Source organism: Rhizobium sp. AAP43 (genome assembly GCF_001296045.1).
In the GTDB taxonomy this organism is placed as follows: domain Bacteria; phylum Pseudomonadota; class Alphaproteobacteria; order Rhizobiales; family Rhizobiaceae; genus Allorhizobium.
Genome location: NZ_LJHS01000012.1, coordinates 249389 through 263368 on the forward strand (window position 1 = coordinate 249389; position 13980 = coordinate 263368).

Below are 13980 nucleotides of genomic sequence, written 5' to 3' on the forward strand. Positions count from 1 at the left end.
AGGGGAACCTTTCAATGCTTGCGAGTGCCGGAAAGTTCGGCACTGTATCGGATCTCAAGGATCGTCTTCAGCGCGAGCGTCACGAGCGCGAGGAGAGCCAGGAGGGTCGATACGGCGAACGCCGCGACAAAATTGTATTCGTTGTAGAGAACCTCGACATGCAGGGGCATGGTATCGGTGAGGCCGCGAATATGGCCGGAGACGACGGAGACGGCGCCGAATTCGCCCATGGCGCGCGCATTGCAGAGCAGCACGCCGTAAAGCAGACCCCACTTGATATTCGGCAAGGTCACGTACCAGAAGGTCTGCCAGCCGGACGCACCCAGTGACAAGGCCGCCTCCTCGTCGCCCGTTCCCTGCTCCTGCATCAGCGGAATCAGTTCGCGTGCCACGAACGGAAACGTCACGAAGACGGTGGCAAGCACGATGCCGGGGATCGCAAAGAGCACCTCGATACCCCAGGACTTGAGGAACGGCCCGAGGAAGCTGTTGGCCCCGAAGAGCAGCACATAGACGAGACCTGATATAACCGGCGAGATCGAGAACGGCAGATCGATCAGCGTCGTCAGGAAAGACTTGCCTCGGAACTCGAACTTGGCGATTGCCCAGGCGGCCGATACGCCAAAGACCAGGTTCAATGGCACCGCGATTGCCGCAACCGTCAGTGTCAGCCGTATGGCAGACAGCGTGTCCGGCTCGACGAGCGCCTCGAAGAAGGCCGCCACACCGCGCCGAAATGCTTCAATAAAGACAAGCAGCAGCGGTAGAAGCAGGATCACGGCCATGAAGATGACGGCGATCGCAATCAGGACGAAACGCGCAAACGGAGCCTCGCTCGCCGGATCGCGAAACCTTGGACGGAGATCAGCGGACATTGGTGAACCTCCGGCGGCTCCAGGCCTGTAGCAGATTGATCAGAAACAGCATCGCAAACGAGATGATCAGCATGATCGCGGCAATGGCCGTCGCACCTGCATAATTGAATTCTTCCAGACGGATGACGATGAGAAGCGGCGCAATCTCCGAGACATAGGGAATGTTGCCGGCGATGAAGATGACGGAGCCATATTCGCCCACGGCACGCGCGAAGGCGAGCGCGAAGCCGGTGAGAATGGCTGGGGTCAGCGCGGGCAAGACCACCATGCGGATCGTCTGGTAGCGATTGGCGCCGAGCGTGGCGGCGGCTTCCTCGACCTCCCGGTCGAGCTCTTCCATCACAGGCTGGACCGTGCGAACGACGAAGGGCAGCCCGATGAAAATCAAGGCAACGACAATGCCGGCAGGGGTAAAGGCGATCTTGATGCCGAGTGGCGCGAACAGCGCTCCGATCCAGCCATTATTTGCATAGAGAGCCGCCAGCGCGATACCGGCAACGGCCGTTGGTAGGGCAAATGGCAGATCGACGATGGCATCCAGCAGCCGGCGTCCCGGAAAATCATAGCGCACCAGCACCCAGGCGACGAGAACACCAAAGACGACATTGACCAAGGCAGCAATCAGCGCGGCTCCGAAAGATATGCGAAGGGCCAGGAGCGTACGTTCATCCATGAGGATCGCGTAAAAATCCGCAAATCCGAGAGAGCTTGCTCGGATCACAAGGGCTGTAAGCGGAATGAGGATGATCAGCGTGAGATAGACGAGCGTATAACCCAACGTCAGGCCGAAACCGGGCAATATGCTCGGCTGCCGCCATTGTGCACCGATCGCACGCTTCATCCGCTTCCCCTGCCTTATCCCTGAACTGCTGCCTGTGCGGCTTGTCCCGCATATTCAAAACGAGTGCATGGGGAGAGAAAAGGCAAAACTTTTCTTTTCTATTGAATTTGTAGAATTTATTAACCGGCATATCGGTCATAGCCCGAGAAAGCCCAGGAGATGGTAGCGCCTCCGGTGAATGGCACTTGTGAAAAAAGCTCTCAAAAACTATTTAGAAAATGGGAAATGATACATTTCTCAAAATATCCCAACCTGCAGGCGATCTCATGCTCACCAAAAAAGGCAAATACGGGCTGAAGGCTCTGGTCGATCTTGCGCGCCTGGGACAAGGCGAAACCGCATTCGTTACGGAAATCGCCATTCGCAACAATATTCCAAAGAAATTTCTCGATACCATTCTCCTGGAACTCCGCAACACAGGGATCCTCAGATCCAAGAAGGGGCCGAATGGCGGTTACTCGCTATCGAAGCCACCGACAGAAATCATGATTGGTCAGGTCATTCGTACACTTGACGGTCCCCTCGCGCCCATCCGTTGCGCCAGCCGCACCGCGTTCGAAACCTGTGACGATTGCAAAGAGCCGGAGACTTGCCAGGTGCGCATCTCGATGACTGAGGTCAGAGATGCCATTGCGACAATTTTGGACAACATGACCCTTGCCGAGTTCGTTGCCAAGGATCAGGCCGCCCCGAGTAAATTAATCGCCGGCGAATAGACGACAGGTTCAAGACGCTCGGCAGCCCAGCCCACCAGATGGGCTGCAGGCAAAAGGGCGGCTGCAGATGCGAAGATCAGACCTGTTGCCTAGAACGCACGCCCCTCACGCGCCCGGAGATTGAGCGCCCTGAGAGCAGCCTCAGCGGTCTCCAGCTTGCTCATATTGACCGTGGTTGCTCCAACCTGCAGTCCGTCGATGATACCCGCTAGGCGCGTAATCATGGCGCCGAGCAACTCATTCCAAACGTCGTCTGCATCTGTCCTTCCTGGAAGCTGAAACCCATCCTCGCCGGCTTTTGCAGAACATAGAAAGGCTCGAGTCATTGCAGCGTCCAGAACCACGCCCAAGGCTGTAGCCAGGCGTTCCGCACTCTCGCCAAGCAAAAGAAAATGATCCCCGGCGAGACGCAAGGTTGAGGCCGTCTCTGGAAAAGGGCGCAGACTTTCGGCCGAAAGGATCGCAATTCCGCGTCGACCATCCGGGTTCAAAAGAGGCAGGATTGTCCAGTCTTGTTCCAAAGAGGGAACCGCGCTGCGGGGCAGAGAGATACCGAGAGCGAGACCGTCTGCTAAGCTCTCGATATCCGGCAGGTCAAAACCGACATGCGCCAGCCGCTCTCCCAGAAGCACACGGCTATAGATCGCGCGCCGCTGTTCAACGCTGCCAGATGTCCGGACCAACTCCAATGCAACAAAGTGAGATGCAGCACGCACGGCAGCCAGCGCCGACCTTTCCGCGATCGCCATCAAAAGATCGGCCATCAGTTCATTGGAAAGGTCTGCACCGCCGAAATCATCCGGGACGGAAATTGCCAGCAGACCACGCTTGGAAATGAACTCCAGCAAGGCAGTCGGCTCAGCCGGAATGGCTGCAAGATCCGAGATCGACACTCGGGCCTGATCTTCAGAAACCAGTTGCTGCGGAACAGGCCGCAGCTTTTCGCTGATCTGCGTAATAGTGCCCATGCCTTCAGCCCTCATGGCAAGACCAGTTGAAGGAGCTCAACATCGATCCGCGTGATCGTCATTCAGTCAGTCCAGGACGCGGTATCCACCATCCACATAGGCGAGCGAAACCCCAATGCCAGACCGGATCGCCAGAACACGCCCGATGACCAGCACATGGCTGTATCTTTCGATCGCCTCCTCGAGTTCGCAATCGATGGCGGCAACAGCATCCTCTAGAATGCGCGCGCCCGAAATCAGGCGGGTCCAAGAACCACCATTGTAGCGGTCCGCGCCCTTCAGTCCACCAAGACCAGCGAACTGATCTGCCAGCTGCCGATGCCGCGTTCCGGCTATATTGATGGCGAATGTGCCGCTCATCTGCAAGACAGGCCAAGTTGAGGAGCTCTTGTTCAGCGAGACCAGCATCCGGGGCGGATGCACTGACAGTGCCGTCGCCGATGTCACCGTGGCCCCGGTCCGTTGAGCATCAGAGCCTGTTGTGAGGATGGTGACGCCTCCAGTAAGCTGCCGCAATGCGGCCTTCAACAATAGCGGGTCGATTTCCGGGGCATTGGCTTCTCGGTAATCGCCCCTTCCGTTGAGAAATTGGGCGCTAGGATTCGACATCTTGGATCTTTCATGATCGAGGGAAGATTGGCGGGCGCGCTTCACAGAACCGGATAATAACCGAGACCCCAAAAGGCGTGAGCGTTGACCTGATCGCGGGAACGCTCATCTCCGTTTTTGTCATTGGCACTTGCAGCAGAACGGGATGCAACATTTACAATCCCCATTTCGAGTTCCTCTTGCCGGCCTCTCCGGAATGCTTCGAAAAAATCGAACGAATACAAATTGAAGCCGATAGGCATGTCCTGACCCCTTCTTCTTCACAGGATTATCACAGTGTCGGCTGACGCCGGCAATCAATCAATATATTCTACCAAATTAGTGTTCTATATTATGCGGCGACCCGGTAAATTGGTTCGCTTTTGATGCCCATGTTTAGAACACGGGATCTACATTGGTTTGCGCTTGCCTGTTTGTTAGAGAGCCGCAGACATGCGCGGCGAACGATGCGTTCCCCGAGATGGAAAACCCGCAGCGGAACGACGATGCGGGTTTTCGCGAAGCCAGGAAGATCAGCGCGGCTTGTAGATCTGGTCGAAGATGCCGCCGTCGCCGAAGTGTTCAGGCTGCACCTTCTTCCAGCCCCCGAAGAGCGGATCGTCAATAGAGACCAGCTTGATGTCCGGAAGCTGCTTCAGGAGATCAGGCTTGACCAAGTCGCGCTTTGCAGGCCGGTAGAAGTGCTTTGCTGCAAGGTTCTGCCCTTCCTCTGAGTAGAGATAGGCGAGATAAGCTTCCGCCTGCTTGCGCGAACCCTTGGCATCGACATTGCCATCGACAACCGTCACCGGCGGTTCGGCCAGGATGGAGATTGGAGGAACGACGATGTCGAAGGCATCAGCACCGAATTCCTGACCCGCAAGATAGGCTTCGTTTTCCCATGCGAGGAGGACATCGCCGATCTGACGCTGAGCAAAGCTCGTTAGCGAGCCGCGAGCACCTGTATCGAGAACCGGTGCACGCTTGTAGAGATCACCGATATACGCCTTGATCTTCTCTTGATCGCCGCCGAATTCCTCATTGGCCCAGGCCCAGGCAGCGAGATAATTCCAACGAGCACCACCTGAGGTCTTGGGGTTCGGCGTGACGATCTGGACGTCGCCCTTTACGAGGTCACCCCAGTTCTTGATGCCCTTCGGGTTGCCCTTACGGACCAGGAAGACAATCGTGGACGTATAGGGCGAGGAGTTGTTCTCCAGCCGGCCACGCCAGTCTTCCTTGATCTTGCCGGTCTCCTTCACGATGGCATTGATGTCGCCTTCGAGGGCCAGCGTGACGACGTCGGCGTCGAGACCATCAATGACTGCGCGCGCCTGCTTGCCGGAACCACCATGCGACTGCTGAACACTCACGTCCTCGCCTGTCTCCGCCTTCCAGTGCTTGGCAAAGGCTTCGTTGAATTCCTTGTAGAACTCGCGTGTCGGGTCATACGATACGTTGAGCAGTGTCGTCTGGGCAAAGCCTGGCGCGAAAGTTGACAAGACGAGACCAAGGCTCAGGGCTGTAGCGATACTTTTCGATATCAGAGACATTTATCGTCCTCCATTCTGGATAGATAAAGCCTATAAAAATGGTAGAAATAATCAATTGAATGGATGAAATAAGAAAATCTGATTTCCTTTCAATGGCGATCTTGGCAACCTTTTCGAGCGAACAAAGCGGAATTGGCAATCATGACCCAAAACGCTTATTTCGACAGAACTAGATTCCAAGATAATCGCTCAAAATTCAGAATTTGAGCATTGAATTTCAAACCAGATAAAGCGTGAGTCAGCTTTTCTGGAGCGGCGGCGGCTGGATGCCTCCCGCCGAGCTTGTCACTTTCAGGCGACGATCAAAGGCATAGTGAGGCAGTCGCACACCGCTGGCATTGATCTCCTGCATGAGCATTGCCGGGCCCGGCAGGCCCTTATGTTTTCCTTTTGCCAGCCCCATCACTTCGCAATCGAAGCCTGACCCGAAGCGCCCTTAATCCTCTGTCGGTATCAACAGGAGAAACGGACATGTCCGACTTCATCTTCATCGCGCTGGGCACAGGCACGCTTCTCGTGCTCGCTCTTTATGCCCGCGCGCTCGACCGGCTTTGAGGGGCGCGCAGATGCTTGAACCCCTCTTTGGCCTCGCCGTCGCCATTGCGCTTGGCGTCTATCTCGTCGTGACGCTGCTGCGTCCCGAGCGTTTCTGATCGGGAGCAGATCCATGACCCTAGTCGGATGGCTGCAGATCAGCCTCTTCTTCCTCACCGTCCTCCTCGTCATCAAACCACTCGGTCTCTACATGGCCCGGGTGTTTTCTGGCGAGCGGACCTTCCTGTCCCCCGTACTCGGCCGCGTGGAGCGTGACCTCTACAAAGTGAGTGGCATCAACCCCGAGAAGGAGCAGAGCTGGCTCGGCTACACGCTTGCCATGCTCGCCTTTTCGCTTGCCGGCTTCCTGGCGCTTTATGCCATGCTGCGGCTGCAGGCCTATCTGCCGCTGAACCCGCAAGGCTTCTCCGGCGTGCCCTCGGATCTCGCCTTCAACACGGCCGTCTCCTTCGTCACCAACACCAACTGGCAGAACTATGCCGGTGAGACGACGATGAGCCATTTCTCTCAGATGGCCGGCCTCACCGTGCAGAACTTCCTCTCGGCCGCGACCGGCATGGCGCTTGCCGTTACCATTACCCGCGCGCTCGCCCGCTCCAAGGTTGCCACACTCGGCAACTTCTGGGTCGATATGACGAGAGCCACGCTCTACGTGCTGCTGCCGCTTGCCATCGTCGTTGCACTCGCCTTCGTCGCCATGGGCCTGCCCCAGACGCTGGATGCATCGGTAACCGCCACGACGCTGGAAGGCGCCAATCAGGTGATTTCGCTTGGGCCCGTCGCCTCCCAGGAAGCGATCAAGCAGCTCGGCACCAATGGTGGTGGCTTCTTCAACGTCAATGCCGCACATCCCTTCGAGAACCCGACGGCCTGGTCGAACTATCTCAACATCTTCGCCATGCTGTCGATCTCGGCCGCCCTAGTCTACACCTTCGGCCAGATGGTCGGAAACCGCCGCCAAGGCTGGGCGCTGATCTCGGCCATGGCGTTCCTGCTGATCACAGGCGTCGCCGTCACCTACTGGGCCGAGGCCCAGGGCAATACCATACTGACGGCGATCGGCGTCGATCCGGCACTCGGCAATATGGAAGGCAAGGAAGTCCGCTTCGGCCAGGCCATGACAGCACTTTATGCGGCGGTAACGACCGGTCTTTCGGATGGCGGCGTCAACGGCATGCACGGCTCGTTTACGGGCCTGGGCGGTCTGGTGCCGATGTTCCTCATCCAGCTCGGCGAAGTGCTGCCGGGCGGCGTCGGTTCGGGCCTCTATGGCATGCTGGTCTTCGCAATCCTGTCCGTCTTCGTCGCCGGCCTGATGGTCGGACGCACGCCGGAATTCCTCGGCAAGAAGATCGAGGGACGCGAGATGAAATTCGCCATGCTCGCCGTGCTCATCCTGCCGCTGGTCATCCTCGGCTTCACCGCCGTATCGGCCATGCTGCCCTTCGCGGTGGCGAGCATTGGCACGGCTGGCCCGCACGGCCTGTCGGAAATCCTCTATGCCTATACCTCGGCTGCCGGGAACAACGGCTCGGCTTTCGGTGGCCTCACCGGCAACACGGTCTGGTACAACACTACGCTCGGCATCGCGATGCTGCTTGGCCGCTTCGCCTATGTCGTGCCGGTCATGGCGATCGCCGGATCGCTCGCTGCCAAGGTGAAGTCGCCCGCTTCCGCCGGCACCTTCCCGACGGACGGCCCGCTCTTCGTCGGCCTCTTGATCGGCATCATCCTCATTCTCGGCGGCCTGCAATTCCTGCCCGCATTGGTGCTCGGCCCCATAGTCGAACACTTCGCCATGCTCGCCGGCCAGACGTTCTAAAGGACCCATCATGTCAAAAGACCACAAGGCTCCCGGTCTTCTCGACCCCTCGATCCTGTTTCCGGCGATCCGCGATGCGTTCGTCAAGCTCGATCCGCGCAAGCTCTTGCGCAACCCGGTCATCTTCGTGACCGAAATCGTCGCCGTTGTCGTGACGATCCTCTTCATCCGCGACCTCGCCTCAAATCCGGGCGAGGCCAGCTTCTCCGGCCAGATCGCCGCCTGGCTCTGGTTCACCGTGCTCTTCGCCACCTTCGCCGAAGCCGTGGCCGAGGGCCGTGGCCGCGCCCAGGCCGACAGCCTGAAGAAGACCAAGTCCGAACTCGTCGCCCGTCGTCTTGCCGCCAACGGCAAGACGGAAACCATCCCGGCTTCCAGTCTTAAGGTCGGCGATATCGTGCTGGTCGCAGCCGGTGAACTCATCCCCGGCGACGGTGAGGTCATCGAAGGTGTCGCCTCGGTCAACGAAAGCGCGATCACCGGCGAATCCGCCCCCGTCATCCGCGAATCCGGCGGTGACCGCTCGGCGGTGACAGGCGGCACGCAGGTGCTCTCGGACGAGATCAGGATCAGGATCACCGTCCAGCCCGGCTCGTCCTTCGTTGACCGCATGATCGCGCTGATCGAAGGCGCCCAGCGTCAGAAGACGCCGAACGAGATCGCCCTGTCGATCCTGCTCTCGGGCCTGACGCTGATCTTCCTCTTCGTCTGCGTCGCCATCTGGGGCCTCGCCGGCTATTCCGGCACGGTGCTCTCCGTCACGGTGCTTGCAGCCCTGCTCGTCACGCTGATCCCGACCACGATCGGCGGCCTGTTGTCGGCCATCGGCATCGCCGGCATGGATCGCCTGGTGCGCTTCAACGTGATCGCCACCTCCGGCCGCGCCGTCGAAGCGGCGGGCGACGTCGACACGCTGCTCCTCGACAAGACGGGCACGATCACCTTCGGCAACCGCATGGCAAGCGACCTCCTCGCCGCTCCTGGCGTCACAGCCACGGAACTTGCGGAGGCCGCCCTCATCGCCTCGCTCTCCGACGAAACGCCTGAGGGTCGCTCGGTCGTGGCGCTGGCCACCGGCGAGTTCGGCGTGCCCATGCCGAAGGCCGAGTTCGATGCCATCATCGGCTTCACCGCCGAAACCCGCCTCTCCGGCGTCGACATTGGTTCGCGCCGCCTGCGCAAGGGTGCCGTCGATGCCGTGCTGAAATTCGCTGGCCTCAACGAACAGGATGCCCCGGCCGAATTCCGCCGCGCCGTCGATCAGGTCGCCCGCACCGGCGGCACGCCGCTCGGCGTCGCCGATGGTGACCGCCTGCTCGGCGTCATCCACCTCAAGGACGTGGTCAAACCCGGTATCAAGGAACGTTTCGCGGCCCTGCGCGCCATGGGCATTCGCACGGTCATGGTGACAGGCGACAACCCGGTGACAGCAGCCGCCATCGCCTCGGAAGCCGGCGTCGATGACTTCCTCGCCCAGGCCACGCCCGAGGACAAGCTCGCCTATATCCGCCGCGAGCAGCAGGGCGGCCGCCTGATCGCCATGTGCGGCGACGGCACCAATGATGCCCCGGCGCTCGCCCAGGCCGATGTCGGTGTCGCCATGCAGACCGGCACCCAGGCCGCGCGCGAGGCCGCCAACATGGTGGACCTTGATTCCAGCCCGACCAAGCTCATCGAGATCGTCGAAATCGGCAAGCAGCTCTTGATGACGCGCGGGTCGCTGACAACGTTTTCGATCGCCAATGACGTGGCCAAGTATTTCGCCATCATCCCGGCATTGTTCGTCGCCACCTATCCGGCCCTTGAGGCACTGAACGTGATGGGGCTTGCCTCACCGCAGTCGGCCATCCTGTCTGCCGTCATCTTCAACGCGCTGATCATCGTGGCGCTGATCCCGCTGGCATTGAAAGGCGTGGCTTACCGTCCATCCGGTGCTGCCGCACTCCTTCGTCGCAACCTTCTAGTCTACGGCGTCGGCGGCCTGCTCCTTCCCTTCGCCGGGATCAAGGTCATCGATATCGCCGTCAGCGCTCTTCATCTGGTGTAATCATGCTCAACCATATCAGACCCGCACTCACCCTCGTCATTGCCATGACCGCACTCACCGGTCTCGCCTATCCGCTGGCAATCAACGGCGTCGCGCAGGCTGTCATGCCGGCCCAAGCCAATGGCAGCCTGATCGAACGCGACGGCAAGGTTATCGGCTCAAGCCTGATCGGCCAGAATTTCACCTCCGAACGGTATTTCTGGCCACGCCCTTCGGCAACGGGGCCAGACCCCTATAACGCAGCAGCCTCGTCCGGCTCCAACCTCGGCACGACCTCGGTCAAGCTGAAGGCGCGCGTGGCGGCCGATGTCGCACGGCTGACCGCAACCGGCATCGCGCAGCCGGTACCAGGCGATGCCGTCACCACCTCCGGCTCCGGCCTCGACCCGCATATCTCGCCCGACTTTGCCGAGGCGCAGGTGACGCGGGTGGCGCAGGCGAGGGGGCTCCAACCGGCAGTTGTTGCAAGCCTCGTCGAGCAGACGATCGAAAAACCCGACTTCGGCGTTATCGGCGAAGCAAGGGTCAATGTGCTAGAGCTCAATCTGGCGCTCGATGCCCTGAACAGATGAGTAGTTGATGGCGGATGACGACCGCAGGGACGACCGGCGTCCCGATCCCGATGCCCTGCTTGCCCTGGCGGATAAGGACCGCCGGGGCAAGCTGACCGTATTTCTGGGGGCCGCTCCCGGCGTCGGCAAGACCTATGCGATGTTGTCGCGGGCCAGACGCCTGAAGACGGATGGCACCGACGTCGTCGTCGGACTGGTCGAGACCCACGGTCGCGGTGAGACGGCAGCCCTGCTCGACGGCCTCGAGATCCTGCCCCGGCGCAGGGTTGCTCATCGCGGGCGGATGCTCGAGGAGTTCGACCTTGATGCGGCGCTTCAACGGCGTCCCCGGATCGTCATCGTCGACGAGCTCGCCCATTCCAACCCGGAAGACAGCCGCCATCCGAAGCGCCATCAGGATATCGAGGAACTGATCGCTGCCGGGATCGATGTCTGGACGGCGCTGAACATCCAGCATCTCGAAAGCCTTGCCGATCTCGTTGCCCAGATCACCGGCGTCACCGTGCGCGAACGGGTGCCCGACATCGTCCTCAAGCGTGCAGACGAGGTGCTGCTCGTCGACCTCGCGCCCTCGGAACTGATCGAGCGCCTTAAGGAGGGCAAGGTCTACCTGCCCGAAAGCGCCAACCGCGCTGTCGATCGCTTCTTCCGCCTCGGCAATCTGACGGCCCTGCGTGAACTTGCGCTGCGCCGCACCGCCGACCGCGTCGACGACCAGATGGTCGATTATCTCAAGCAGAATGCCATCGACGGCCCCTGGGCCACGGGTGAGCGCCTCATCGTCTGCGTCGGCTCGGATCCCCTCTCGGAAAAGGTGGTGCGGGTCGCGAGCCGCCTGGCCTCCGGTCTCAATGCGCCGTGGCTGGTTGTCTCGATCGAGCGGGCCGACCGGGAAGTCGAGACGCCGGAGCGCCTGCAACGCATTGAAACGCTCTTCCGGCTCGCCGAACAGCTGGGCGCCGAAACACGACGCATCATCGGCAATGATTTCGTCGAGGAGATCCTCAAGCTCGCCCGCCGTGAGCACGCCACCCAGATCGTCATTGGCACACGGAAACGGAGCCGATGGCAAAAGCTGTTTTCGCGATCCCTGCCCGATGCGCTGTCCCGAAAGGCGTCCGGCCTCGGCATCCACATTGTCACGCCTGACAATGCGAACCGAGAACGGCGACACACCGCGTTCGAACTGCCAAGGCTGGCCGTCATCCAGCACGCCAGCGTGACAGCGCTTGGCCTGGTCGCCTTGACAACGCTTCTGGGCAAGGGAATCGACGCCTTCGTCGAGCTGCCGAATATCTCCCTGCTCTTCCTTCTCGCGGTTCTCGGTGCGTCTGTGATTGGAGGCTATGCGGCGGCCTTCCTCGCGGCAGCATTCTCCGCCCTCGCCTACAATTTCTTCTTCATCGATCCCGTCCACACCTTCACGATTGCAGCGCCACACGAGGTTTTCGCGGTCTTCGTTTTCCTGGCCGTCGCAATGATTGCCGGCGGCTTTGCCTCGCGCATTCGCGAACAGGCAGAGATTGCACGTATTCGCGCGACAGCACTGCAGTCGCTTTTCGACTTTTCCCGTAAGCTCGCGAGCACGGCCAAGGGCGAAGATGCAATCTGGCTCGCCGTTTCACAGCTGCAGGCAAGTCTCAGACGCAAAGTCGTGCTGCTGGTCCCCCGCGGCAGCGATCTCGGCCTCGCCGCCGCTTGGCCGCCCGATACCGAACTCGACGTCACGGACTTGACCGCCGCCCGCTGGAGCCATGACAAGCGCGAACCGGCCGGCCATGGTACAGGCACTCTTCCGAACAGCCGCTTCGAGTTCCGCCCTCTGCTCGGACCACACGGCATCGTCGGTGTCTGCGGCATCGAACATGTGGGCAAGCGGCTTGACCTCAACGCCGAACGCTCGCTGACCGCGATCCTCGATCAGACGGCCATTGCGCTCGACCGCGCCCGTCTTGCTGACGAAACTGTCGAGCAGGCAGCAAGGCTGGAAGGCGAGCGCTACCGTGAAGCGTTGCTGTCTTCGATCTCGCACGACCTGCGCACGCCGCTGGCGACGATAACGGGCGCCGTTACCGGCCTTCGCCAACTCGGCGAACGGATGACGCCGGAAAACCGCGACGACCTTCTGCAGTCGATCGAGGAGGAAAGCGGCCGCATGAGCCGTTTCATCGCCAACCTCCTCGACATGACCCGGATCGAGGCAGGCACGCTCAAGCCGAAACGTGACTGGGTCGATGTCGCCGATGTCGTGCAGTCGGCCGTCGAGCGGACCCGCAAGCATGCGCCTGGACGACTGATCGAGATCGGGCTTGCAGCGGACTTGCCGCTGATAAGGGGCGATAGCGTGCTCTTGGGTCAGGTGCTGTTCAACTTGCTGGACAATGCCGTGAAATACGGCGGCGAAGAGCCGATCAACGTTTATGCCCGCCGTGACGGCAAGGATGTGCTGATTTCGGTGACCGATCTTGGACGTGGCATCCCCCCCGAAGATCTGGACCGCATCTTTGAAAAATTCTATCGCAGGGGTAAGCCTGACGGCCGTGCACCCGGAACAGGCCTTGGCCTTTCCATTGCCCGAGGCTTTGTCGAGGCAATGGAGGGCACGATCCATGCGGAAAGCCCGGCACTCAAGAGGCGCGGCACGCGGATCATCATGCGTTTCCGGCAAGCCGAAAAGACGTCTAGGACAGAGCCGAAATGATCCAGTCCCGCATCCTCGTTGTCGACGACGAACCCCAGATCCAGCGTTTTCTCAAGCCTTCCCTGACCGCAGCCGGCTACGAGGTGCTGGAAGCGGGCACCGGCGCGGAAGCATTGAAATCCGTGGCCACCCAAGCCCCCGACCTCGTCATCCTTGATCTTGGCCTGCCGGACATGGACGGCAAGGAGGTGATCGCGAGCCTCCGCGGCTGGTCGGACATCCCGATTATCATCCTGTCCGCGCGTGACCGGGAGAGCGAAAAAATTGCGGCGCTCGATCTCGGTGCCGACGACTATGTCGAGAAGCCCTTCAGCATCGGCGAACTGACGGCCCGCATGCGCACCGCGCTGCGCCATCGCGGACGCCCGGAAGCGATCCCGACGGTAATGGAGGTTGATGGCCTGACGATCGATCCGGTCAGACGTCTCGTATTACGCGCCGGTGAGACCGTGCATCTGACGCCAAAGGAATATGATCTGCTGCTGTTGCTGGCTCGACATGCCGGCCGCGTTGTCACCCATCGAACCTTGCTGACATCGGTCTGGGGACCGGCCCACGGCGACGATCTGCACTATCTCCGCGTCTTCATCGGCCAGTTGCGCCAGAAGATCGAACGGGACCCGACAGAACCCCGGATCGTACGCACCGAGCCCGGCGTGGGTTATCGGATGACCGAGCCGGATTGAGGCTTCAGCGGACGAGACAAGTCGGCCCGCAACGCCGACAGGGGCGGTGCGGGCCT

At 60.5% G+C, this 13980-nt stretch carries 13 protein-coding genes; 7 read left to right on the top strand and 6 right to left on the bottom strand.

What is annotated here, in order from left to right; genetic code table 11:
* Nucleotides 1-11: 11 nt before the first annotated feature.
* Together cysW and cysT are read right to left on the bottom strand one after the other, a co-directional pair.
* Complete coding sequence (gene cysW, locus IP76_RS09735; protein ID WP_054158010.1) at nucleotides 12-875, bottom strand: sulfate ABC transporter permease subunit CysW; 864 nt, start codon at nucleotides 873-875, stop codon at nucleotides 12-14.
* The gene (gene cysT / locus IP76_RS09740) at nucleotides 865-1716 is read right to left on the bottom strand and encodes a sulfate ABC transporter permease subunit CysT (protein WP_054158011.1); all 852 of its coding nucleotides are present in this window, start codon (nucleotides 1714-1716) and stop codon (nucleotides 865-867) included. Before cysT ends, cysW begins: the two co-directional genes overlap by 11 nt.
* 266 nt (nucleotides 1717-1982) lie before the next feature.
* On the opposite strand from cysT, the gene IP76_RS09745 reads away from it, so the two are divergent.
* Nucleotides 1983-2432: an Rrf2 family transcriptional regulator gene (locus tag IP76_RS09745; protein WP_054158090.1), complete on the top strand. Its 450-nt coding sequence runs from the start codon at nucleotides 1983-1985 to the stop codon at nucleotides 2430-2432.
* Nucleotides 2433-2521: 89 nt separating this feature from the next.
* Here IP76_RS09745 and IP76_RS09750 read toward each other — a convergent pair whose 3' ends face one another.
* The 4 genes from IP76_RS09750 to IP76_RS09765 all read right to left on the bottom strand — a co-directional run bounded on the left by IP76_RS09750 (nucleotide 2522) and on the right by IP76_RS09765 (nucleotide 5541).
* Complete coding sequence (locus IP76_RS09750; RefSeq protein WP_054158012.1) at nucleotides 2522-3400, bottom strand: acyl-CoA dehydrogenase family protein; 879 nt, start codon at nucleotides 3398-3400, stop codon at nucleotides 2522-2524.
* A 66-nt stretch (nucleotides 3401-3466) separates the two neighbouring features.
* A complete protein-coding gene (locus tag IP76_RS09755) occupies nucleotides 3467-4009 on the bottom strand; it encodes a flavin reductase family protein (protein ID WP_054158013.1) in 543 nt (180 codons plus the stop codon).
* A 41-nt stretch (nucleotides 4010-4050) separates the two neighbouring features.
* Nucleotides 4051-4251 (bottom strand): hypothetical protein, encoded by a 201-nt coding sequence (locus IP76_RS09760; protein ID WP_054158014.1) that lies wholly within the window; start codon nucleotides 4249-4251, stop codon nucleotides 4051-4053.
* A gap of 270 nt (nucleotides 4252-4521) precedes the next feature.
* Nucleotides 4522-5541, bottom strand: coding sequence for a sulfate ABC transporter substrate-binding protein (locus IP76_RS09765; RefSeq protein ID WP_054158015.1), 1020 nt, complete (start codon nucleotides 5539-5541; stop codon nucleotides 4522-4524).
* Between the two features lie 566 nt (nucleotides 5542-6107).
* On the opposite strand from IP76_RS09765, the gene kdpF reads away from it, so the two are divergent.
* The 6 genes from kdpF to IP76_RS09790 are packed head-to-tail and all read left to right on the top strand — an operon-like array spanning nucleotide 6108 to nucleotide 13924.
* Nucleotides 6108-6194: a K(+)-transporting ATPase subunit F gene (gene kdpF / locus IP76_RS23685; RefSeq protein WP_082352480.1), complete on the top strand. Its 87-nt coding sequence runs from the start codon at nucleotides 6108-6110 to the stop codon at nucleotides 6192-6194.
* 14 nt (nucleotides 6195-6208) lie between these two features.
* Nucleotides 6209-7918 (top strand): potassium-transporting ATPase subunit KdpA, encoded by a 1710-nt coding sequence (gene kdpA, locus IP76_RS09770; RefSeq protein WP_054158016.1) that lies wholly within the window; start codon nucleotides 6209-6211, stop codon nucleotides 7916-7918.
* Between the two features lie 10 nt (nucleotides 7919-7928).
* On the top strand, nucleotides 7929-9965 hold the full coding sequence (gene kdpB, locus IP76_RS09775; protein WP_054158017.1) for a potassium-transporting ATPase subunit KdpB: 2037 nt from the start codon (nucleotides 7929-7931) through the stop codon (nucleotides 9963-9965).
* 2 nt (nucleotides 9966-9967) lie between these two features.
* Nucleotides 9968-10537 carry a potassium-transporting ATPase subunit KdpC gene (gene kdpC, locus IP76_RS09780; RefSeq protein WP_054158018.1) on the top strand — a complete coding sequence of 190 codons (570 nt, stop codon included), beginning with the start codon at nucleotides 9968-9970 and terminating at the stop codon, nucleotides 10535-10537.
* A gap of 7 nt (nucleotides 10538-10544) precedes the next feature.
* On the top strand, nucleotides 10545-13238 hold the full coding sequence (locus IP76_RS09785) for a sensor histidine kinase KdpD (protein WP_054158019.1): 2694 nt from the start codon (nucleotides 10545-10547) through the stop codon (nucleotides 13236-13238).
* Entirely contained in the window at nucleotides 13235-13924 is a 690-nt protein-coding gene (locus IP76_RS09790) for a response regulator (RefSeq protein ID WP_054158020.1), read from the top strand. The genes IP76_RS09785 and IP76_RS09790 overlap by 4 nt, the downstream gene beginning before the upstream one ends.
* The last annotated feature ends 56 nt before the right edge of the window (nucleotides 13925-13980 follow it).